This is a genomic window from Aliiroseovarius sp. B-4 (assembly GCF_056857795.1).
On record NZ_JBSXNV010000039.1, the window covers coordinates 346,207 to 368,877 of the forward strand.

Sequence of the window (22,671 nt, forward strand, 5' to 3'; positions counted from 1 at the left end):
ACCCCATGACTCTTGGAACCCAAATCGCCTGGGATGACACCATCCTGCCCTTCCAATTGGATCGCAGCGACATTCGCGGGCGGGTGTTGCGGCTGGACGGCACATTGGACACCATTCTATCGCAGCACAACTACCCCCCGGCGATCGAGGCATTGGTTGCCGAAGCCGCCATGCTCACCGCGCTAATTGGGCAGACCATCAAGATGCAGTGGAAACTGTCGCTGCAAGTGCGTGGTGACGGTCCGGCCCGGCTGATTGCCACCGATTATTATGCGCCTAAAAAAGAAGGCGATCCTGCCACGATCCGCGCCTATGCCAGCTTCGACGAAGACCGGTTGGAACCAAACGCGCCGGGTTTTCCGCAGGTTGGCAAGGGGTATCTTGCCGTTCTGATCCATCAGGGCAGCGAACAGAAACCCTATACCGGGATGACGCCGATTGCCGGCCAATCGCTGTCGGATTGCGCGCAAGCCTATTTTGCCCAGTCCGAGCAGTTGCCGACGCGGTTTCACTTGACCTTCGGGAAGTCGACCTGGACGGGCGGCACTGAAAGCTGGCGGGCAGGCGGGGTCATGTTGCAGCACATGCCCAAGGCTTCGCCGCAGGTGACGGGCGAAGGTGGCTCGGGTGAGGGTGGATTGTTGTCCGCGCAGGATCTGCTTTCGGATGATGATGCCGAGAACTGGAACCGTGCCAATATTCTGCTCAGTTCGGTGGAAGAATTGGAACTGGTCGGACCGTCCGTTCAGCCCACCGATCTGCTGGTGCGCCTGTTCCACGAAGAAGCGCCGCGCGTGTTTGACCCGCAAGCCGTCAGCTTCGGCTGTCCTTGTTCGGAAGATCGGGTGCGCGAAAGCCTGTCAATCTACTCCGCCCGCGATATTGGTCACATGACCACGGATGACGGACGTGTCACCGCAGATTGCCAGTTCTGTGGCGCGCATTACGATCTTGATCCGACCACACTGGGCAAAGATGCGGTTGATCCGGGTGACTGATGTGTTGGACAATATCCGGACGGCGGTTGCCCGAGCGGGCGCGGGCAGTTCGGATTTTGATCTGACCCCCGACATAGATCTGCCGGGCAATCGAAAGCTTCGCCCCGCAGGTGTGTTGGTTCCGTTGATCGAGGAGAGGGGCGAGCTACAGCTTATCCTGACCAAACGATCTTCGGCGCTGAAGCATCATCCCGGCCAGATTGCCTTTCCGGGCGGCAAGGTTGATCCGGGCGATGCGGATGTCATTGCCGCGGCGTTGCGGGAGGCGCATGAGGAGATCGGACTGCCGCCGACACAGGTCAAGCTTATTGGACAGATGCCGCCACATGAAACAGTAACCGGATTTTCCGTCACCGCAGTGATCGGTTTCATCTCTCAGCCGTTCGATATCGTTGCCGAAATTGGCGAGGTCGAGGAAGTTTTCGCTGTTCCGTTCAAACATGTCTCTAACCTTGCCAATTATGCTCATCAGGGGCGGATGTGGCAGGGCCGGATGCGCCTGTATGAAACGGTTCCCTTCGGGCCTTATTATATCTGGGGGGCGACAGCACGGATGTTGCGCGCCCTTGCTGAAAGGCTGCCGCAATGACCCGCGTTACAGGTGACTGGATCAATACACCTGCCGCTCAGGCAGTCTGCGAGATGATCGCGAACGCGGGTCATCAGGTGTATTTTGTGGGCGGGTGCGTGCGCAATGACCTTTTGGGAGCAGCTATTTCAGACCTGGATCTGTCCACCGACGCGCGACCAGACCAGGTGGTAAAAATCGCCAAGGATGCCGGGTTGCGCGCAGTGCCGACAGGCATTGACCATGGCACTGTCACCGTGGTGGCCGAGGGGCAGGGGCTGGAGGTCACGACCTTTCGCAAGGATGTCGAAACGGACGGTCGGCGCGCCGTGGTTGCCTTTTCCGACAGGCTTGAGGATGACGCGCATCGGCGCGATTTCACGATGAACGCGCTCTATGCAAAGCCAGACGGTTGGATCGTTGATCCGCTGGGCGGTCTGACGGATCTAGCCGCGCGCCGCGTGCGCTTCATTGATGATCCCGGCGACCGTATCCGCGAAGATTACTTGCGGATATTGCGCTTCTTTCGCTTCCACGCCTGGTATGGCGATCCGTCCGGCGGGATGGATGGTGACGCCTTGGCCGGAATTGCCGCGAACTTGGCTGGGTTAGAGACGCTTTCACGGGAGCGTGTCGGTGTCGAGATGTTGAAACTGCTGGCGGCACCGGACCCATCGGCAGCGGTTGGCACGATGGCACAGGTCGGCGTTCTGGGCGCGGTTCTGCCCGGTGTGGATGCGCGCAATTTGCCGGTTTTGATTCATCTGGAAGGCCAGCGCGCGCCTGATCCGCTGCGTCGACTCGCCGTGTTGGGCGGTGTGGACGTTGCCGACCGCCTTCGACTGTCCAAGCGTGATCGCAAAAGGCTTGAGTTGCTGCGGAACGCAATGGGGTCGACGGAAGGGGCAGGAGAGCTTGCCTATCGTCACGGGGCTGACCTTGCCGCGGACATGATGCTTCTGCGCGCGGCGCAGATGGGCGCGGATATCAACACAGAGGTCTGGGCCGAGATCGAAAAGGGCGCGAAAGCTGTATTCCCCGTTCGACCTGCTGATTTGCTTCCGACATATTCAGGCCCCGCGCTGGGCGATGAATTGCGACGCCTGGAAAGCCTTTGGATCGCATCGGGCTTCACATTGCAACGAGAGGACCTGTTGTCGTGACCCAAACCTATGTGATCGAGCGATTGGGCCATCTGGGTGACGGTATTGCGCCCGGTCCGGTTTTCGCACCCCGATGCCTGCCCGGAGAAGAGATCTCGGGCGAGGTAGCGGACGGGCGCATTGCTGCGCCGCGGATCGTGACGCCATCGCCTGATCGGGTCAAAGCGCCCTGTCCGCATTACAACGCGTGTGGGGGCTGCGCATTGTTGCACGCCTCTGATCAGTTTGTCGCTGACTGGAAGGTGGAGGTGGTCAAAACCGCACTGGCCGCACATGGCCTGACGCCAGATTTTCGACCAATCAGAACTTCGCCTGCTCGTTCGCGCCGCCGGGTTGTTCTGTCTGCAAAGCGGGGCAAGAAGGGCGCGATTGTCGGGTTTCACGGGCGCCGGTCGGACACGATCACCGAAATTTCCAGATGCCAGCTTGTTCACCCCGACATACTGGCCGCCCTTCCAGCCATGGGCGAGTTGACCAAACTGGGCGTGTCGCGCAAAGGAGAGTTGTCACTAAATGTTGTGCAATCCGCAGCTGGGCTGGATGTGTCGGTCGCGGACGGAAAGCCGCTTGATCGTGCGTTAGAGACTGAGTTGGCCCAAACCCTTCACGCCTATGGATTTGCGCGACTGAGCTGGAATGGCGAGGTGATTGCCACCGAAACGCCACCCGTGCAGATGTTCGGCATCGCAGCGGTCGTGCCGCCGGCCGGCGCATTTCTTCAAGCCACGCGTGAGGGAGAAGAGGCCCTGCTGAATGCGGTGCGCGAGATTGTCGGCGGCACACAATCCGTGATCGACCTGTTTGCCGGATGTGGAACTTTCGCGCTTCCCTTGGCGCAATCCGCAGATGTTCATGCGGTCGAAGGCCACGCTGCTATGACGGATGCCCTTTCCCTTGGGTGGCGCCAGACGCAGGGGTTGCGCCATGTCTCGACCGAAGTGCGCGACTTGTTTCGCAATCCGCTGATCGCCGAGGATCTGGCGCGCTTTGACGCCGCGGTCATTGATCCGCCCCGCGCTGGCGCCGAGGCGCAGATTGAACAGCTTGCAGTGTCCGACATCAAACGGATTGCCATGGTGTCCTGCAACGCGCAAACTTTTGCGCGCGATGCAAAGACCTTGGTGAACGCCGGATACCACCTTGACTGGGTTCAGGTCATCGATCAGTTCCGTTGGTCCACCCATACCGAGCAAGTCGCGAGCTTCACCAAGGCGTAAAACACCCGGGAATCGCCGATAGGGTGATCTGACGTCAATTTTTCTTGTGTTGTAGTCTATCTGATCTACCATAATCGAAAAAATGCGAGCAGCGTGGGACACCAAATGAGAGCCGTATTAACGATACTTGCCGTCCTGTCTTTGGTCTTTGTCGCCTCCTGCGGCACCAAGCAATATGCATATGATGGGCCGGAAGTGACGCAGATCATCGTCAACAAGGGTGACCGAAAGCTGTATCTGATGCATGGGACCGAGATTTTGAAATCCTATCGGATCGAACTTGGATTCGCCCCGGAAGGCCGAAAGAAATACGAAGGTGATGGCAAAACACCCGAAGGGCGCTATGTCATTGATCGGCGTAATCCGAAAAGCGCCTTCTATCTGTCAATCGGCGTGTCCTATCCCAATCGCCAAGACGTGGAACAGGCCCGCGCCGCCGGACGCAAACCGGGCGGCGAGATTTTCATCCATGGCGGCAGGCGCCCGCAAGACCCGAAACGGGACGATTGGACGGCTGGCTGTATCTCGGTGAAGGATCACGAAATCCGCGAAATCTTTACGATGGTTCGCTTGGGAACTGTGATTGATATCAACCCGTAAGGCGGGGCGGGATGGGTGGATTAACCGCCCATCTCCATCACCCACCAGATTTTGCCATTCCGTTCTTGCAGCCATGCAAAACCAAGATCGCGGGCGTTCGGATCAAGGATGATCCGTCGGGTGTCTGGTTGACTCATCCAGGCCGACAGGGTCTGAAGCTCGGTCTCGAACGTTTCCGAGATGTTTTCACCCAAATAAGTGCCGGTGTATCCAGCGCGGCGAGCGCGATCAATGGGCGAGGATCCGTCCGATCCAAAATGCCAGGGTCGGTTCTGCACCGACATGTCACGGGCATGTGTCAACGCAGCGGCATTCAGCTGTGAATTCAGCTTAACCGGTTGTGCGCCAGCGGCCTGGCGCAGTTGGTTGATGCTGTCCAACATCCGATATTGAACCTTCGACGTCTGTCCAGACGAGATCCGGTATATTTTGACCCCACCACCGGTGCCTTCGCTTGTCGGAGCACACGCAGAAAGGGCGAATATTGCGGCTACAGCCATCAAGAACACGCGCATAGTCAGTCTCTCATCCAAGAAAATCGTTGTATTCGCGCCTGTCTATCGTGAGTATTGGCAAGTAGCAAATGACGGCTTTGCGAGAATAGGCCGATAACACCCGATTGAATTGCGACTGATGCGCAAGCGCAATATAAACCATGCAAACATGCGAGTTTTTTGGAGATGAGCAATGCAGAAGAAACCTGAGACCCAGTTGGGCAGGCGTGCATTTCTTGGGGGAACGATTGCCGTCGCAAGCGGGTTGGCAACGCCTGCGCTTGCACAGTTCGAGAATACAACCCAGGGCGAACGCGACCTGACAGAGGTTGTTAAACGAAATATCTCCAGCTTCCGCTCGTTGCGGTGGGAGCCTTATTTTGACAACACGCGCAAAGGCGCAATTCTGGTCGATATCAGCTCGCGTTGTTTGCATTATTGGTCCGAGGATCAAGCGATCTATCGCCTGTTCCCGACCTCGGTGCCGATGTCCGAAGACCTGACGCGTCGCGGTCGCACCAGCATTATTCGCAAGGTCGAGGGGCCGTCTTGGGCCCCGACACCTGCAATGCGAAAGCGCAATCCCGAATGGCCGTCCTTCGTGGGTCCGGGGCCGGATAACCCGCTGGGCACCCATGCACTGTATCTAAGTTGGCAATATTATCGCATCCACGGCACACAAGACACGCGCAAGATCGGACGCCAGTCGTCGAACGGGTGTATCGGGCTTTACAACGAGCATATCGCAGAGTTGTTTGGTTACGCCAAGAATGGCACGCAGGTACTGTTGATCTGAGCATTGTGTTGACGAGACAAAGAAAAAGCCCCGCTGAATTGGCGGGGCTTTTTCTGTTTCAGGTCAGGTTATGAGAATCAGACGCTCTCATCGATCCATGATTGAAGTGCGGCTTTTGGTGCGGCGCCAACCTTGTTCGATACAACCTGACCGTCTTTGAACATGAACAAAGCAGGAATGCCGCGAACACCCATTTGGGCGGGCGAATTCGGGTTCTCGTCCACATTGACCTTCACGATCTTGATTTTGCCCTCATACTCGGTCGACAGTTCTTCCAGTGCAGGGCCGATCTGCTTGCAGGGGCCACACCATTCGGCCCAGAAATCCACGATCACGGGAAGGTCTGACTGGCGAACTTCTTGCTCGAATGTGGCATCGGTGACAGCTACAGTTGCCATGTTGTATTCTCCTGATAACTATATGTTGTGGTGAACCTAGGTAGGCAGGCGGGTTGCGTCAAGATGGCTGAAGGCCGCATCCACCAAAGCATTATCGAAACGCATCAATTCACAGCTTTGTGTCCACAAGATCGCGGTGCGCACATGGCGGTCGGGGTAGATCTGGCTTAGCACAGCCCGGTATGCGCCCAGCTGCACAAGCAATCCGCCTGGCGTGTCTTCGGGCGTCGCAGGCACGATACGGTTGGTTTTGAAATCAACTGCAACTACTTCTTCGTCGGATATGATCAGTCGATCAATCACCCCGTGCAGGACACGCCCCGAGAATTGCGACAAACTGGCCGTGACGGGTACTTCGGCCAGATCAGTGCTTGCAAAGATCGGGGTCAGTGCGGGGGTGGTCAGAACGCGCGTGGCTTCCTCCAGCAGCGCGGACTGCTCGGCGTCCGACGCGCGATCTTCTCCCGCTCCAAGCAGGAAGCGTGCCGTTTCCTTCCACTTGGCCTGTGGAATCTGCGGCAGGTGTTCCAGTAACAGATGTATCTGCCGACCGCGTTTCTTGGCGTCACCGCTGGTGCCAAAATGATCCTCGCCGGGAAGCGCCTTTGCACCCCCCAGATCAGAAGGTGAGATGGGTTTGTCGGCCAGCGCGGGCGCTTCCACCCGCGAAGTCAGCCATTTGGGCAGGTCGGGTTGATCGTTCCCGCTTTCGGCGTGTTCATGTAGCTGCGGCGCGGGCCAATTCCCGACGGCAAGCCGCTTGCCCGGCCCGGTTGGAAAATCGCAATCGACAGCCGCCGCCTTGTTCATTGCACCCTCGCAAATGCGATACCAGACATCGGAATCGGATTTGCCGAGAGCGCCCGCCGCCGCCAAAATCAACCAATGTTCTGCCCGTGTCATCGCGACATAAAGCAGCCTTGTTCGCTCTTCGGTTTCGGCGTCTTTGATGTCGCGCGCCACCGCCTCAATCGTTTCGGTGCGATCCTCTTGCTTGGGGGAAAAGAACGCCTGCCCATCCGGAAGTTTTGCCACGGGGGGCATCGACGATGCCTTCTGTTGAGCCAGATCAGGCAAAATCACAATCGGCGCCTCCAGGCCCTTTGAGCCGTGAATGGTCATCACCCGAACCTGGCGCCCCACCGAATCCATCTGACGCTTGATCGTCACATCATCGGTTTGCAGCCAGGTCAGGAACCCGGTCAGGCTGGGCGTGCCTGACCGTTCATACCCGATGGCCTGCGCCAGCAAGGCGTCGATCCCGTCCTCCGCCTCTTGCCCCAACCGCGCCAGAAACTTCTGACGACCGCCATGGCGGGTCAAAGCGCGTTCAAGCAATTCATAGGGTCGTAGGAAGTCAGCGGAATTGCGCAAATCCCGCAACACTCGCATCGTGTCGGGATATTGGCCTGCCTTGTCAGACAGCGCACGCCACAAGAATTTACCTTTGCTGCGCGCGTGCGCCAAACGAAACAGATCGTCCTCGGACCAGCCGAACAGAGGTGAGCGTAGGATGGTGCCCAGCGACAGATCGTCTTCTGGCGTCGCCAGGAACGACAGAAGCGCGGTCAGATCCTTGACCGCCAGTTCGGCGCCGATCTTCAACTGATCCGCCCCGGCAATCGGTATGGCGCGGGTCTTGCAGGCACGGATGATTTCATGGAACAGTTCTTTGCGCGACCGGACAAGCACCAGAATATCACCGGCGTGAACCGGGCGGTGTTCGCCCTTTTCCGCGGGAATAGTCTCGGATTTGATCATGCGATCAATATCGTCGGCAATGTGTTCGGCCAGTTGCACCCGGTGATCTTGCGGTGACGGGGCATCGACCGGATCATGCCAATCGCGATCCTCGTCATGGTTGACGGGTTCGATTGCAGGCCACAGATCGACTCGACCGGGCAAGTCGCTGAAAAACGCCCGGTGCAGGAAATCGCCACCCAACCCGCCGCGCGCCTTCAACGCGAAATCGACGAATTCCAAAATGGCGCGGGATGACCGGAATGAGTATTCCAGCGGCATCTGCACCATGTTTCGCCCAATCTGGGACAGGCGGTCGGCAAACGTGGCGCGCATCCGATCAAAAGCGGCAGGCTCGGCCCCTTGGAAGGAATAGATGGATTGCTTCGGGTCGCCGACCACGAAGATTGTGCGGTCCACATCGTCTCGCGCGCCAAAGCCGCTGGTGAACTCGCGCGCGAGATTGTCAATGATGCGCCATTGTGCGGGGCTGGTGTCCTGAGCCTCGTCCACCAGAATATGGTCGATCCCACCATCCAGTCGGAACAGGACCCAGGACGCAATCGCCGGATCGGTCAGGATCGCGCCTGCTTTCAGGATCAGATCGTCGAAATCCAGCCACCCCCGCTCCAACTTCACGTCTTCGTAAAGGCCCACGAAGTGATGAGCAAATCCGTGCAATGCGGTTGTGCGCCTGACGTTCGAGAGGGCGAGCCGTGCCAGATACGCATCTTCGACCCGCTGCATGAAATCGTCCAGTTGCGGCATGATGGTCGCACAATCACCGGCGCGCATCGCTTTGGTTGGAAAAGACCCTATCTTAGCGGAATACGGTGGTTTTTGATTAATCATGAACCGGGCACACTGGTTCAGAACATCGAAGGACGGGGCGGACAGATCGACGGCTGCCAGATAATCTGCACCCTTTTGTTCGGTGGCGCTTCCGGTTGCCAGAATATCCCGAAGTGTGACCAGCATATGCAGATCACCAGGTTTGAAAAGCGCATTCAGTATGGAATGCTCATCCAGTGCGGGCGATATGCCGAACCATCCGGCTATCTCGGCTTCGGTTGGCTGATCAATGAACAAGGTGCGATTGCCGGTGATTTCGGCGGTCAGCTGCGCCATGTCTTCGCCGGTGAAATGCTGCGATAGGGCGACCACATGCGGTGCAAGCGGTCCTTCGCTCATCCGGTCCAGCAGTTCGGCACGCAGCTCTTTGGCGGTGCGGTCGTCCATTTCTGTGAACTGCGGCGAGACACCGGCCTCCATCGGAAAACGGCGCAGCAAAGACGCGGCGTAGGCGTGGATGGTCTGGATTTTCAGCCCGCCGGGTGTTTCGATCGCGCGGGCGAAAAGTTGGCGCGCCAGTGACAGATCGCGCGTGCCCTCCAACCCCAGATCGTGCAGGGCGGTGGCGAGGGCGTCGTCATCCTTCATCGCCCATTCACCCAGCCGTTTGAACAGACGGTTCTGCATCTCGCTGGCAGCGGCCTTGGTATAGGTCAGGCACAGGATGTTCTGCGGCGAGACGCCATCCAGCAACAACCGCGCCACCCGGTCGGTCAGGACCCGCGTCTTGCCCGACCCGGCATTGGCCGACAACCAGGTGGAGTTGCGCGGGTCCGCGGCCCGGATCTGACTGAGCGTCGCGTCGTCAAATGTCATTGCCCCACCCCTATCGTTACCGGCTCATCGCTGTCATCCCATTCCCCGAACCGGGCGAGGTGATCATAGTCGCCATCAAATCGCTGTTTGTGCACAGCGCGTCGGGCGGTAAACCCCTGCTTCGGGCTATGATAGGCTTGGATCAGGGTCAGAAGTTCGTCTTGGACCACGTCGATGTCCCGCGCGGAAAGCGGCACGGGCTTCGTCTCCTGCGGGGTCAGCCCGATATAGGCAACACTTGCGACGAGGGCGGCGGATATGTCTCTGAACCCGCCCAACTTCGCAATTACGGCTTCCAGCAGCAGTTGCTTGTCGTAATGCGTCTGCATTTTGTCGGTGGGCGGCTGCCCGGATTTATAGTCGTAGATCTCAAGCTGCCCGTCATGTCGTTGATCGATCCGGTCCGCCTTGGCGCGCAGGGTGAAGCCAATATCGTCGAACGTGACCTCGCCCCAAACCTCGTTGGCAAGATTGTCCGCATTGGCGCGCCGCGCTCGTTCTTCGTTCACGAACCAATCCGCGACACGCCCGATCCGGGCCTGCCAAAGAATGCGTGTAGCGGGCCAAGGCACGTGGTCTTCCATAACCTCGCGGGCGATGTTCATGAGGCGCGCGGTTTCGGCCTCGTGATCGGCGCTTGGCGGGGCTTCTGCAACGAAGCGTTCGAAGACACGGTGCAGAACCGTGCCGCGAATACGCGCGTCAGCAGTTTGGCGCACCGGGTCCAGCGGTCGGAGGTGCAGCACCTTGTCGGCATAAACCGCATAAGGATCACGGATCAGCTTTGTCACACCCGTCACCGAGAGCGCTGTCGGGCGGGCCGACACCGGGGGGGCGGGCGATGGGCGCGGGGCGGGAGAGACCAGCACCTTGGGGGTGTCTAACTGGCCCGCCAGTTTTGACCAGTCCGCCCCACGCGACCGCATGTCCTTCAGCGCTTGCTCTCCGGCCCCTGACATACCGCCCATCAGGTTGCACAACCGATTCAGCCAGCGCGACGGAATGGTCTCGCTGTCCTCATCGCGGGTGGAGCGGGTCAGAAACACCTCGCGCGTCGCTATGGCTTGTTGGAAATCATGTGCAGACAGGCCAATGCGGCGTTCCGGCAATAACAACCCGGCATCCAATCGCATTTTTCGGTTCAGCCACGGATCAGGGCCGGGAAGTTCCGGCCATGTTCCGTCGTTCAATCCGGCCAGAATGACGCGATCCGCGCCTTGAACGCGGGCTTCCAATGTGCCCCAGAACATCACACCGGGATGTGGTGTGATTGGGTCGCGCACAACACCGGCGTTCAGAACCGACGCAAACAGATCGCGATAGGCAGAAGCGGATAGCTTGCCCCCATACTCTGCATTTCCAGCAAGGTCAGAGACTGTTTCGAGCGCTTTCTGCCCCGCGGATTGCTCCCAAAGCTCCCCCGTTCCATCCGGGGCGCAGCCACGGGCTATACGCTCGGTCAGATCAACATGCTGGTTGATAAGGGTCGTTAGTGAATGCTCACCTGCTTGCATCTGGTTCAGAAACGTCTGGCCGACCCAGCTGGCCCACACGTTCCGCGCGGGTTCGTCCGGGAACCTGGCAGCCCAATCCGTCAACGCGTCGATGTTGGGCGGCGCGTAACGGCCTCGCAGCACGTCCAGCTCAAGGTCACGGGTCCAGCGCAGATGATTACCCCGCGTGCCTGCGGTGCTGTGGGTCAGCGGGTGTTTCAATAGCGCCAGCAACGTCTCGCCGGTGGTCTCTTCACACAGAAGCTGTGCGCTTTGGCGCAACAGCCGCCCCGGCGCTGACAGGGCAAGCGGACGCCCGGCGCTGTCATCGGGAACGATCCGCCAGCGGTCCAGCGCGGCCGCCACCTGTCGGGTCAGGTTCCGATCCGGGGTGATCAGGGCAACCGATGCGCCATCTTCCACTGACCGACGCAACACGACGGCGATGGCCAGCGCCTCGTCGCGTGGGGTGCGGGTTTCAATCAAGGTCAGGTTCTGGGTTGCAGCTTTGATGCCTTGAAACGCCTTGCCCTCGACCTGCCATTGATCTGTCACCGGCGCGGGACGCAGGGCGAGTGATACCAACCGATTGCGATTGGGTTCTGGTGGTTCGTCTTGGGTCCAGCGCGGCACATCGGATGGTGTCAGACCAACCCGTTTCAGAAAGCTGGCGAAGCGGTATTGCGGGTGATCCTGCGCCGAGAAATCATTGTCTAACTCTGCCCAGGTCTGGTTCGGCATGTCATAGTCGAACCCCGGCAGGATCACCGCGCCCTGCGGGAGGCGCGCCGCCGCATCCATCAACAATGCGGTGGCCCCGCGCGAGCCGGTCGATCCGGCGATCAACACCGGGTGTTCCGGCGGTTGAGTGTGCCATTTTGCGATGGTCGCTTCGACAACCATGCGCTGGCGGGTTTCGACATCTGGAACATCCAGCGTTTCGTGATTGAAATAGTGTTCGACAAGCGAAATAAACTTCAGACTTCTGGCCCAATGTTCAGACATCTCGCCGACGTCAAGCGAATGCAGGTCCCGCGGGTGGACGCCCTCGCTGTGCATTTCGTCCATCAGATCGGCAAGGCTGTCGGCAAGATCGAAGGCCGCAGCTTTGGGGGCAAGATCTGGTTCGCGCTCTAAGAGCGCTGCGATCAACTGGCGCAACTCCAGCCGTCGCCGAAGTGGGGCCACCGGCAATGGCACCTCGTGCAGCGCCGGATCGCGAGCCAGATCGGTGATCAGGCGGATACGAGGCAGAAACAGGGGTTGCCCGTCAAACAAGGCGCGGACACGGGCTTGCATCCGGCTTGTGTTCACGAACACCTCCACGCGCGCCAAGGCGTCCGGATTGGACGGCGCGAGGCGATCCAGAATACCAGTGACCAGAGCTTGCGGGAAATCGACGCCTGGTGGTGTGCCGAAAATGCGCGGGGTGTCAGATGGGTCGAACATTTGCATCCTTCAGCATGGTTTCGGCAAGGGTGATCCCTTCGGGATGGCCAACATCGCACCAGCGCCCTTGATGTTCGAGCCCGAAAACGCGTCCACCTGCCAGCAACCGGTCCCATACGACGTTGAGCGAGAATACATCGTCCCCAACCGCTGCGACGGGTTCGGTTTTGATGATCTGGCAGCCGGTAAAGGTCAGCCCCGCACCGCGACGAAGCAATCCGTCCTCGGCCATCAGGAAATCCCCCTGACCTGTGTGGCCGACGGCGTTCTGTGGCGCGACGAGCATCAACAACGCGTCCATTCGACCGGGGTCCCAAGTCTTGAGCAAAGGCGGAATTGGGTTCGGTCCCGTCCAGACCGCATCAGAGTTCAGAGTGACGATACTTTCGCTTTTCAGCAACGATAGAGCCTTTTTCAACCCTCCCCCGGTTTCAAGCAGTTGGCGGTCTTCGTGCGAGAACCGGATATCCCGGAGATCAAGATGATCGACGATCTGGTCGCCCAGATGGTGCAGGTTGATGATTATATTCCTGATTGGGCTGTCATCGACAAGCGCGAGCGCATGGTCGATCAACGGTTTGCCCGCCACCGGAATCATCGGCTTGGGAATTGTCTGGGTCAGCGCGCCCATGCGCGTGCCGCGACCGGCTGCAAAGATCATGGCGGTGTCTGGCATGGAGTCCTCAGGATTTGCAGGAAGGCCCGGGTTGGCGGTTCAAGAAGCGGGGTCAACGTCGCCGACAGGTTTGCAAGCGACGGATGTGACAGATCGGTTTGCAAATGTGCCCAAACGCGCGGGATCAGATCGACGTAATGGGGTTTGTTCATCACCCGAGACAAGCGGGCGAAGATACCCAGGATGCGCAGATTGCGTTGGGCCGAGATCAGTGCGGCTTCGGCCCGGAACGATGGTTCGTCATAGCCTTTGATCTGGCAGAACAACGTGATCAGGTGATCGGCAAGTTCGGGCGACACGTCGCGCCGTGCGTCCCGGATCAGCGACATCAGATCATAGGCTGGATGGGTTTGCACCGCGTCCTGGAAATCCAACAGGCCGACGCGCGCAACCCCTGTGCGCTTGGGCAGCCATATCAGGTTCTCGGCATGAAAATCGCGCAGGGATACGCAGGTGAACTCGCCCAGTTGGGCCAGAAGCTCGCGCAGCAAGTCTTTGGCGTGACGCGCATCGTCGCCGGGTGCGGTGGGCAGCGTTGTCTGGTAATGTAGAAACGCCAGATCAGTGGCCTGCGCCATTTCGTTTGGCCCATATTTCGGCAGCGACTGGTTGGGATGGGCGTGCAGATGGCAGATCACGTGAAGGGCGGCTTCGTAGAGATGTTGCTCACGCGCTGCATCATTTGTGATCACATTCGCAAAAAGAGCATCCCCAAGATCTTCTAGCAGCAGAAAGCCAGCCTCCAGATCATGTGCAAATATCTCGGGCGCCGACAGGCCGGATTGTGTCAGGTAGTCGGCAACCATTATAAACGGTGCGGATGAACCGGTGCGATCCGGCGGTGCGTCCATCAAGATGGCCGTTTGATGTGTATTTGGGTGCGTTAGTCTCTGATATGTTCGTGCAGAGGCATCGCCCGCGATGGGTTCCAAGGTGGCGGATTGCCAGCCGGCATCAATCAGGAACTGCGACCTTTGATTTGCGCGGTTACTCATGACGGCAATGCGCCCAGAACGCGGTCTTGCCAGATGTGTTTGGGGCCTGTGAATGTGATCACACGATGATCTTCGCGACCCGGATCTGCGCTGGTATCGAATGTCATAAGCAGGGCGCGTTCCGGCCAAAGGTCGCCCAGACGATCCGGCCATTCGACAAGGCAGATGGCGTCGTCAAAGGCTTGCGTAAGCCCCAGCTCCTCGACCTCGTCGGGATGGGACAGGCGGTAAAGATCCGCGTGCCATACCTCGGATGGGTCAACGTCATAGGTCTGAACCAGCGTGAATGTTGGCGACGGAACATCTTCCACGCGACATGTTCTGGCTTGCAGCGCCTGGATCAACGATCGGGCAAAATGCGTTTTCCCGGCACCGATCCCGCCTTCCAGCAAGATTACATCACCGCCGCGTAGATAAGCCGACAGGTTTTCCGCAAATTGCCGGGTGTGATCCGGTGAGGGGAAAAGACCCTGATGAGAAAACGCCTGCGACATGGCAGGAGTTTTATCCCTCTGTCAGGGTGACGCAAGCCCGATCACGCACCGGCGGTCAGGAACTTCTCGGCAGACGCGACGGGTTGGGCTTCGGTCGCTGCAAATCCGAAGCGCACCATCGTGGCGCCGCGCATCATCGGAGCGACCGAGCAAGTCAGCATTCGGCCATCTGACTGCATCACCGAGGTGTCCCAGGGTTCCCGGTCGCCGTTTGTGGCAACAAACTCTTTAAGGTTCTGCCAAAGCGGCGTGTCGTCACAGGCCTTGCGCCACGTCTTGATGGCGTCCCCAAGATTGACGTCGCCCAGACTGACCGACGGATCGTCCTGCCATAATATGCTGTAGGCCTTGTTTGACATCGTCAGCACGCCGCCCGCGTTGAAGATTGCAATGGCATCGTCAATGCCATCCAGTGCGGCCTGCCCCATCTCAAGCTCGGTCCGAAAACGGCGGGTCAGTGATATTTCCGCACTGATATCTTCAAACAGAAACGCAACAGCGCCGTCAGGATGGGGTCGCCCGGTAACACGATAGGTCTGCCCGGTGGGAAGTGCCCATGTTTCTTCATAGGTTCCGTTCACTGCCGCGGCTTCCAGATCGGACATCTGTTGCCGCCATGACATGTAGTCTTTCGGTTCTGGCATCATGCGTTTTTCGCGCAACCGGTCCAGAAAGCTGGACTGGGTCGGCCGACCGACAAGGAAATCCACCGGCAATGCGACCAAATCTGTCAGTGCAGGATTGAACAGGGTCAATTGCCGCTTACGGTCAAAAATAGCAAGGCCAATGGGAAGATGCGCGAAGGTCTTGGTCAGTGTCGTGATGAACTCGTTGCGTGAGGTTTCTGCCTGAACAATCCGATCAGCCGGAACAGCAGTAAAGAGTCTATCATTGCCTAAAACGGCGTCATGCAGGTCAAACCAGTGCCGCGTTTGGTCATCCGGAAGCTGGATCGCAACCCGACCGGGCTGTGTCAGGTCCTTCACCTCCTTCAGCTGTCCCTGCTGAAATATCTTCAACGGTGGCCATGCCGCAAGATCGCCGGTGTCGTTCATCTTTTCGGCCAGATCCAGATAGGATTTGTTGGCCCAGGTGATCGCGCCGCCTTCGTCTTCGCGCCACACCATCAGCGGCAGATGCTCGGACGTGGCGCGCAGGCTTTCAAGTTCGTGCTGCATAGCGTCGAAGCTCAGCCGGTCCATCGCTTTGGAGGTGGTGTGGCTTTCGCTGTCAATAAGTTCGATCCGCGCCAAACCACTGCGCCATTCCGCGACAATCCGGTTGCTTCCATCCGAGGAGGTCAGGGTCAGCGTGCCCAGATCGGCCAATTCGCCCATGTGTTTCGTCAGATCGGGGAAGCGATTTTGAAGCAATTGTGCAAACCGCTGCCAATCCGTGTCAGGACCGTCGGGCCGACCGGCCAACAACATCTGACGCGCCGCTGGCGTCGCGTCGCACAGCGTTTCGTCGTCGAACAGAAACACCATCTGGTCATCCGCTGCATCGGCGTCGTCGCGCAGGCTTTTTCGCCGTCGCGCTTCAACCCAAGACAGGGCAAGCAGCGCTATGAACGCGGCCAGAAATGCGGCAAGGACAACCCCGATTGTAAGCAGTGTGTTAATCATATGCGCACCTCTCTGCCGCTGCGCACCCGTTGCGCCGCGCTGGTCGTGAGGCCACCCTACTCACGGGTTGGTTAATGAAGGTTTAATCGCGGTGCTCGGTCAGCCGAACGGGATGTTTTCACCCAGCCCACCTTCGACTGGTTTGCGTTCGATCCCTCCAGTGGTGCGAGGCCAGACGACCTGCGCAATGGCACCTGACTTTTCGCGCGGGTGCGGCCGGCCGGTATAGGGTTCGGTTCCGTTGGCAAAGCTCAGCCTGGCGCCGGTCCGTTCCAAAAGGGTTTTTGCGATGAACAGACCCAACCCCATCCCCTTGTATTCGCGGCGCCGTCCCTTGTCCTGCGCGGGTTTCTTGCCGCGAATGAACGGATCGCCGATCCAGCCGATCACTTGGGGCGAGTAGCCGCGCCCGTCATCAATGATCCGGAGCTTGATCTCAGTCCGGGTCCAGTCGATCTCGATCCAGACCGTCGTTGTCGCAAAATCGACAGCGTTCTGGATCAGGTTCCGCAGACCATGGATGATCTCGGGGCGGCGCGCGACGACAGGCTCATCGGTCGGGTCGTTGAGGTGCGACACGACCGAGATTTCAAGCGCTTTACCGCGATCTGCGTGGGGCTCGGCGGCTTCTTCCACCAATGTGACAAGAGGCACGCTTTTCATCAGCATGTCATCCTTACCCGCCCGGCCCATCGACTGAAGAATATCGCGGCAGCGGTCAGCCTGCTGACCTATCAGGGCCGCGTCTTCGCGCAGATCGGTCTGATCGTCCAGTTCATCGACAAGTTCGGATGCGACCAACTTGATCGTGGCCAAGGGGGTGCCAAGCTCGTGCGCGGCAGCGGCCACCACGCCGCCAAGATCGGTCAGCTTCTGTTCGCGCGACAGGGCCATTTGCGTTGCCAGAAGCGCCTCGGACATCGACCGCATTTCGGACGAAATTCGGCGGGTATAGAGACCAACAAAGCCAATGGATGTCACCACTGCCACCCAGATGCCGAACACGAACAGATCGGGCATCAGAACCGCCACACCGTCCTGGGTTTGCAGGGAGATGTTGAAATCCGCGACCGCCGTCGTAGCCGCTATCGCGACGCTGCCCACAATGACGGTGGCACGGGTGGACAGCGCGGTCGCGGCGACGGTGACGGGGGCCACGATCAGCACCATGAACGGGTTGTGAAGTCCGCCGGTCAGGAAGACCATGAAGGCCAGTTGAAGCGTGTCGAACAGAAGCATCCCGGTCGCGTCCCGCTCGTTCAGGCGTGCGTTCTTGGGAAACACGGCCAGCGAAACAAGATTGGCGATCACCGCCAGCCCGATGGCCACCGCCGCCAATCCCAGCGGGATTTGCAGCGAGAACACATAGATCGACACGGCAATCGCGGCGACCTGGCCGAAAACAGCGGCCCAACGCAGCACAACCAGTGTGCGTAACCGCACCCAGCGACCCGGCAGGATATCCGCGTCCGCCTGAAACATCCGATGGTTAAGAGGCCCCGTGCTGTTCTCGCTCATGTGATCCATCGCTTGCTGGTCTTGGGTTGTGTCATTTTGACCCCTTGTTAGTCCTGCGCAAAAAGCGGATCAATGTCGACACGTTATCAAGGAGTAAGCCGATGATGCGACCATATGCAATTACCGGGGCCGTCGCCGTCGCAGCTTTGCTTGGGGCGACCTGGTATGTCACCACCGGCGAAACCGACAAGTTTGCGCAGTGCCGGGCCGGGGCGGTTGGGACTGGGGCGGCTTCCATCGGGGGACCGTTCGAGCTGACCGATGAAACCGGCAAGCCGGTGACAGACAAGGATGTGATCACAAAGCCCACCCTGGTCTATTTCGGATATACGTTTTGCCCGGATGTCTGCCCGCTGGACAGTGCGCGTAATGCCGACGCGATGCGCCTTTTGCAGGATCGCGGCTATGACATTCAGTCCGTGTTCATCTCGATCGACCCGGACCGTGACACGCCCGAGCAACTGGCGGATTTCACCAACTATATGCACGAGGATATGATCGGATTGACTGGCACGCCAGAGCAGGTGAAGGCCGCAAGTCAGGCCTACAAAACCTATTATCGCAAGCAAGAGCCGGAAGAGGGTCAGGAAGAGTATTACCTGATGGACCACTCGACCTTCACATACCTGATGTTCCCGGACAAAGGGTTTGCCGATTTCTTCAAACGCGACGAAACGCCCGAGCAATTGGCAGACCGTGCGGGATGTTTCATTGACGCCTCAGACAAATAGCCGGTTTCGGCGCGTTGAATTTGACCTTACGGTGCGAAATGCATAGGTAAAGTTGAATAAGACGCGAACCGGAGGTTGGTCCGATGACAGCACAGGAACTAGACGCGATCGGCGAGGACGCATCCCTGCTGCTTGTGGATGATGACGAACCTTTTTTGCGTCGTTTGGCGCGTGCGATGGAAAAACGCGGATTTGCACCGGAAACGGCTGGATCCGTTGCTGCGGGCAAGGCGATTGCCACGGCCCGTCCGCCTGCCTATGCCGTTGTTGATTTGCGGCTTGAGGATGGCAACGGACTGGATGTCGTTGAAACCATTCGCGAAAAACGACCCGATGCCCGCATCGTGGTCCTGACGGGCTATGGCGCGATTGCCACGGCGGTGTCGGCGGTCAAGATTGGCGCGAATGATTACCTGTCAAAGCCCGCTGATGCGAATGACGTGATGAATGCGTTGCTGGCCAAGTCGGATGCCATGCCGCCGCCGCCGGAAAACCCGATGTCGGCCGATCGTGTGCGATGGGAGCATATTCAGCGGGTTTATGAGCTTTGTGATCGCAACGTGTCGGAAACCGCGCGGCGTCTGAACATGCACCGCCGCACCTTGCAGCGAATTCTGGCCAAGCGTAGCCCCAAGTGATGCGTTTGCTGATCGTTCTTGCGACATTGTCGGGCCTGACGGCCTGTATTGCGCCGACACCGACATCGACGCGCAGCGCGGTGGCCGTTCGCCCGGATGCCGCAGGGCTTCAGGTCGATCCGGTGAACAAGCGCATAGATTTTGGGCGGTCGCCCAAAGGTGTCGTGCCTGCCATGGACCGCGAACTGGGCCGCCATGCGGTGCTGCCACTGGATGGCTGCCCCGCAGGCGTTGTGCAGCAGTTGCAGTGGGATGATCTGGTTCTGACCTTCACACGGGAGCGGTTCGTCGGTTGGCGTGACGCGAACGGGCGTCAGGGGCAAACCTGCGCCTAGGCGATATCGAACCGCTTGCGCGTCGAATTCTGACCGATGCAGCTGTGGATCCTTCACGAATGATCGGGTTCAGAAGGTCACACATGGCCTGTGCGTCTGCGGCGTGGGCTTCTGGTGTCGAGATCATGTCATCTGCCCCAACAGTGCAAGGTGTCGGTCTGTGAAATCTTTGCGCACATTGGCGGGTGCGCGCAGCACTATCGTCAGTCCGTCGATCTGTTTTGGGTCCGGCGTTCCGAAAAACTTGTTGGCTTCTTCGACAGCAAAGCCCGCGATCTGGGTGGCCTCAAGCCAAGCCGAGATCCGATCCGCCTGCTTGATCGCCCTTTTGATGGTGTCGGGCAGCTTGGCGGGCAGACCGAACTTTATGTGAATGGCCGCCATCAACCGGTCATCCATCTCGCCATAGGCCGGACCGACTGCCGATTTAACCGGCGAGATCATGTCGCCAATCACATATTCCGGCGCATCATGCAGAAGCGCCGCCAACCGCCATTTCACAGGCGCGGTGGGGTTCATGCGGGAATAGAGCGTTTCGACCAGCAGTGAATGTTCGGCCACGGAATAGGGGAAATCGCCAAAGGTCTGTCCGTTCCAGCGCGCGACGAAAGCCAGACCGTGGGCGATATCCTCGATCTCGATATCCATCGGGGTCGGGTCCAGCAGATCCAGACGACGACCGGACAGCATGCGTTGCCATGCGCGGGGCTGTTTGGGCATTGTGGCGGTCTCCTCGCGTGTTTCGAGGCGCACTTTGGTGTTTTTGGACCCCGAGTCAATCAGGCTTGATTGCCAGCCCGTCCATAGGATGTTACGGCACCTGCAAAACGTATTGGGTTCTGTATCGGAGAAACACCGTGACCAAAGACTACATAGTAAAAGACATCAGCCTTGCCGAATTTGGCCGCAAGGAACTGGATATTGCAGAAACCGAAATGCCGGGCCTGATGGCATTGCGTGACGAATATGGTGAGAGCAAACCATTGAAGGGCGCGCGCATTGTCGGGTCGTTGCACATGACCATCCAAACCGCTGTTCTGATCGAAACGCTCGTTGCGCTGGGCGCTGATGTGCGCTGGGCGTCGTGCAACATCTTCTCGACCCAGGATCACGCTGCTGCGGCGATAGCGGCGGGGGGGACGCCTGTCTTTGCGATCAAGGGCCAGTCGCTGGAAGAGCATTGGGATTATCTGGACCGCTCGTTCATGTTCCCCGACGGCCCGAACCTGATTCTGGATGATGGCGGTGACGCGACACTTTATATCTTGCTGGGCGCACGCGTCGAAAACGGCGAGACAGACCTGATCGAAACGCCCACCTCGGAAGAGGAAGTGGCGGTTTTCGCCCAGATCAAGAAGCGTATGAAGGCCACCCCGGGCTGGTTCACCAAGATGCGTGGCCAGATCAAAGGCGTGTCCGAGGAAACCACCACGGGCGTTCACCGTTTGTATGATCTGGTGAAGCAAGGCCAGTTGCCGTTCCCCGCGATCAACGTGAACGATTCCGTCACCAAGTCAAAATTCGACAACAAATACGGCTGTAAGGAATCGCTGGTCGACGGTATCCGCCGCGCCACCGACACGATGATGGCGGGTAAGGTTGCTGTTGTTTGCGGTTATGGCGACGTCGGCAAAGGTTCGGCCGCGTCGTTGCGTGGCGCTGGCGCCCGCGTGAAAGTGACCGAAATCGACCCTATCTGTGCGCTGCAAGCCGCGATGGACGGGTTCGAGGTTGTGACGCTGGAAGATGCGGTGGCTGACGCCGACATCTTCATCACCACCACCGGCAACAAGGACGTGATTCGCATCGAGCATATGCGCGCGATGAAGGACATGGCCATCGTTGGCAATATCGGCCACTTCGACAATGAAATTCAGGTGGCAAGCCTGAAGAACCACAAGTGGACCAACATCAAGGAACAGGTGGACATGATCGAGATGCCGTCAGGCAACCGTCTGATCCTTCTGTCCGAGGGGCGTTTGCTGAACCTCGGCAACGCCACCGGCCACCCGTCCTTCGTGATGTCGGCCAGCTTTACCAACCAGGTGTTGGCGCAGATCGAGCTGTGGACCAAGGGTGACGACTACGGGAACGACGTCTATATCCTGCCCAAGCATCTGGACGAGAAAGTCGCCCGCCTGCATCTGGATCGGATCGGTGTGAAACTGTCCACGCTGAGCAGCGAGCAGGCGTCCTATATTGGCGTCACACCCGAAGGGCCGTTCAAGCCCGAGCATTATCGGTATTGATTGATAGCCGTCGCGCGAAGCGGCGGAAATTCGCAAGCCTCAAGTGTGCGTTCCGGCAACAAACTGCCGGTTCAAAACGGCTGCGCCATCGCCGGGAACCAAGGCCGGCCTGCTTCGTTGTGCCTGTATCCATATCCAGCAATGAAAGGAGATATGATATGACACTCAAGTATTTCTGGATGAGCACGGCGGTTGCAACGATGATCGCCGGTGGCGCCTTGGCGCAGGACACGGCCACCCCCGAAACGGGCGTGGCAAGCGGGGGTGCGGACACTGCGGTGATCGCACCAAAGTTCATGAGCCTTGAGGAAATGACTGTTGGCGACATGATCGGCACATTCGTCTATGACCCGGAGGGCGAACGGATCAGCGAGATCGACTATGTGATCGCAGGGGTTGGTGGCCCGGAAGTCGTGCTGGGTATCGGGGGGTTCCTCGGTCTCGGTGAATACACCGTCGCCCTGCCGCTGACCGATTTCAAACTCGGTGAGGACGGCTTATCGCTGCGGCTTGATACGGACAAGGAAACGTTGAAGACCTATCCGGAATTCGACGAATCCATGGCCGAGAACCTGCCAGCGGAAACGTCCATCGGCACATTGTTGACCCAGGCCGGTGATAGCAGCTCCATGACAACCGGAGAAGGTGCCGCAGAGTCAGATGCCGCGACCGATGAACCGGCCACGGATGATGCCACGCAGATGGAAGAAGGTGACATGACCGATGAGGGCACTACGGAAGGTGAGACCACCGAAGAGACCACAACTCAATAGTGCAGATGTCACTCTCAAACTTGGCGGATAACCTGAATGCGCCGCCCTTCGGG

The 22,671-nt window shown here is 58.9% G+C and carries 21 protein-coding genes; 11 read left to right on the plus strand and 10 right to left on the minus strand.

The genetic code is table 11. From position 1 onward, the window contains the following. The first annotated feature begins 5 nt into the window (after positions 1-5). The 5 genes from hslO (at position 6) to AC13C8_RS12660 (ending at position 4,546) form a co-directional block, all read left to right on the plus strand. Positions 6-998: an Hsp33 family molecular chaperone HslO gene (hslO, locus tag AC13C8_RS12640; RefSeq protein ID WP_482847629.1), complete on the plus strand. Its 993-nt coding sequence runs from the start codon at positions 6-8 to the stop codon at positions 996-998. Continuing rightward, entirely contained in the window at positions 976-1,587 is a 612-nt protein-coding gene (locus AC13C8_RS12645) for a CoA pyrophosphatase (RefSeq protein WP_482847630.1), read from the plus strand. The genes hslO and AC13C8_RS12645 overlap by 23 nt, the downstream gene beginning before the upstream one ends. Continuing rightward, a complete protein-coding gene (locus tag AC13C8_RS12650) occupies positions 1,584-2,729 on the plus strand; it encodes a CCA tRNA nucleotidyltransferase (protein WP_482847631.1) in 1,146 nt (381 codons plus the stop codon). Before AC13C8_RS12645 ends, AC13C8_RS12650 begins: the two co-directional genes overlap by 4 nt. After that, positions 2,726-3,946, plus strand: a complete 1,221-nt coding sequence (locus tag AC13C8_RS12655) for a class I SAM-dependent RNA methyltransferase (RefSeq protein WP_482847632.1) — start codon at positions 2,726-2,728, stop codon at positions 3,944-3,946. The genes AC13C8_RS12650 and AC13C8_RS12655 overlap by 4 nt, the downstream gene beginning before the upstream one ends. 105 nt (positions 3,947-4,051) lie before the next feature. Beyond that, positions 4,052-4,546 carry a L,D-transpeptidase family protein gene (locus tag AC13C8_RS12660; RefSeq protein WP_091427680.1) on the plus strand — a complete coding sequence of 165 codons (495 nt, stop codon included), beginning with the start codon at positions 4,052-4,054 and terminating at the stop codon, positions 4,544-4,546. Positions 4,547-4,566: 20 nt separating this feature from the next. Here AC13C8_RS12660 and dalA read toward each other — a convergent pair whose 3' ends face one another. Continuing rightward, on the minus strand, positions 4,567-5,061 hold the full coding sequence (dalA, locus tag AC13C8_RS12665; RefSeq protein WP_091427682.1) for a divisome-associated lipoprotein DalA: 495 nt from the start codon (positions 5,059-5,061) through the stop codon (positions 4,567-4,569). 172 nt (positions 5,062-5,233) lie between these two features. Here dalA and AC13C8_RS12670 point away from each other — a divergent pair, with 172 nt between their 5' ends. Further along, entirely contained in the window at positions 5,234-5,836 is a 603-nt protein-coding gene (locus tag AC13C8_RS12670; RefSeq protein ID WP_482847634.1) for a L,D-transpeptidase, read from the plus strand. Positions 5,837-5,913: 77 nt separating this feature from the next. On the opposite strand, the gene trxA is transcribed toward AC13C8_RS12670, so the two are convergent. The 8 genes from trxA to regB form a co-directional block, all read right to left on the minus strand. Further along, the gene (gene trxA, locus AC13C8_RS12675) at positions 5,914-6,234 is read right to left on the minus strand and encodes a thioredoxin (RefSeq protein WP_091427685.1); all 321 of its coding nucleotides are present in this window, start codon (positions 6,232-6,234) and stop codon (positions 5,914-5,916) included. Positions 6,235-6,270: 36 nt separating this feature from the next. After that, positions 6,271-9,642 carry a double-strand break repair helicase AddA gene (gene addA, locus AC13C8_RS12680; RefSeq protein WP_482847635.1) on the minus strand — a complete coding sequence of 1,124 codons (3,372 nt, stop codon included), beginning with the start codon at positions 9,640-9,642 and terminating at the stop codon, positions 6,271-6,273. Then, on the minus strand, positions 9,639-12,584 hold the full coding sequence (gene addB, locus AC13C8_RS12685; protein WP_482847636.1) for a double-strand break repair protein AddB: 2,946 nt from the start codon (positions 12,582-12,584) through the stop codon (positions 9,639-9,641). The genes addA and addB overlap by 4 nt, the downstream gene beginning before the upstream one ends. Continuing rightward, positions 12,568-13,260: a nucleotidyltransferase family protein gene (locus AC13C8_RS12690; RefSeq protein WP_482847637.1), complete on the minus strand. Its 693-nt coding sequence runs from the start codon at positions 13,258-13,260 to the stop codon at positions 12,568-12,570. The genes addB and AC13C8_RS12690 overlap by 17 nt, the downstream gene beginning before the upstream one ends. Further along, positions 13,242-14,255 (minus strand): aminoglycoside phosphotransferase family protein, encoded by a 1,014-nt coding sequence (locus AC13C8_RS12695; protein WP_482847638.1) that lies wholly within the window; start codon positions 14,253-14,255, stop codon positions 13,242-13,244. The genes AC13C8_RS12690 and AC13C8_RS12695 overlap by 19 nt, the downstream gene beginning before the upstream one ends. Continuing rightward, positions 14,252-14,749: a tRNA (adenosine(37)-N6)-threonylcarbamoyltransferase complex ATPase subunit type 1 TsaE gene (tsaE, locus tag AC13C8_RS12700; RefSeq protein WP_482847639.1), complete on the minus strand. Its 498-nt coding sequence runs from the start codon at positions 14,747-14,749 to the stop codon at positions 14,252-14,254. Before tsaE ends, AC13C8_RS12695 begins: the two co-directional genes overlap by 4 nt. A gap of 41 nt (positions 14,750-14,790) precedes the next feature. Further along, positions 14,791-16,374, minus strand: a complete 1,584-nt coding sequence (locus tag AC13C8_RS12705) for a PAS-domain containing protein (RefSeq protein WP_482847640.1) — start codon at positions 16,372-16,374, stop codon at positions 14,791-14,793. Positions 16,375-16,473: 99 nt separating this feature from the next. After that, positions 16,474-17,856, minus strand: coding sequence for a sensor histidine kinase RegB (gene regB, locus AC13C8_RS12710; protein ID WP_091427700.1), 1,383 nt, complete (start codon positions 17,854-17,856; stop codon positions 16,474-16,476). A 137-nt stretch (positions 17,857-17,993) separates the two neighbouring features. On the opposite strand from regB, the gene AC13C8_RS12715 reads away from it, so the two are divergent. The 3 genes from AC13C8_RS12715 to AC13C8_RS12725 all read left to right on the plus strand — a co-directional run bounded on the left by AC13C8_RS12715 (position 17,994) and on the right by AC13C8_RS12725 (position 19,596). Next, the gene (locus tag AC13C8_RS12715) at positions 17,994-18,623 is read left to right on the plus strand and encodes an SCO family protein (protein WP_091427703.1); all 630 of its coding nucleotides are present in this window, start codon (positions 17,994-17,996) and stop codon (positions 18,621-18,623) included. Positions 18,624-18,706: 83 nt separating this feature from the next. Next, positions 18,707-19,261 carry an ActR/PrrA/RegA family redox response regulator transcription factor gene (locus tag AC13C8_RS12720; RefSeq protein WP_091427707.1) on the plus strand — a complete coding sequence of 185 codons (555 nt, stop codon included), beginning with the start codon at positions 18,707-18,709 and terminating at the stop codon, positions 19,259-19,261. Then, a complete protein-coding gene (locus AC13C8_RS12725; RefSeq protein WP_482847642.1) occupies positions 19,261-19,596 on the plus strand; it encodes a hypothetical protein in 336 nt (111 codons plus the stop codon). Before AC13C8_RS12720 ends, AC13C8_RS12725 begins: the two co-directional genes overlap by 1 nt. 123 nt (positions 19,597-19,719) lie before the next feature. On the opposite strand, the gene AC13C8_RS12730 is transcribed toward AC13C8_RS12725, so the two are convergent. Next, positions 19,720-20,316 (minus strand): HD domain-containing protein, encoded by a 597-nt coding sequence (locus tag AC13C8_RS12730; RefSeq protein WP_091431921.1) that lies wholly within the window; start codon positions 20,314-20,316, stop codon positions 19,720-19,722. A gap of 137 nt (positions 20,317-20,453) precedes the next feature. Here AC13C8_RS12730 and ahcY point away from each other — a divergent pair, with 137 nt between their 5' ends. Together ahcY and AC13C8_RS12740 are read left to right on the plus strand one after the other, a co-directional pair. After that, positions 20,454-21,845 (plus strand): adenosylhomocysteinase, encoded by a 1,392-nt coding sequence (gene ahcY, locus AC13C8_RS12735; RefSeq protein ID WP_091427713.1) that lies wholly within the window; start codon positions 20,454-20,456, stop codon positions 21,843-21,845. A gap of 158 nt (positions 21,846-22,003) precedes the next feature. After that, the gene (locus tag AC13C8_RS12740) at positions 22,004-22,618 is read left to right on the plus strand and encodes a hypothetical protein (protein WP_482847644.1); all 615 of its coding nucleotides are present in this window, start codon (positions 22,004-22,006) and stop codon (positions 22,616-22,618) included. The last annotated feature ends 53 nt before the right edge of the window (positions 22,619-22,671 follow it).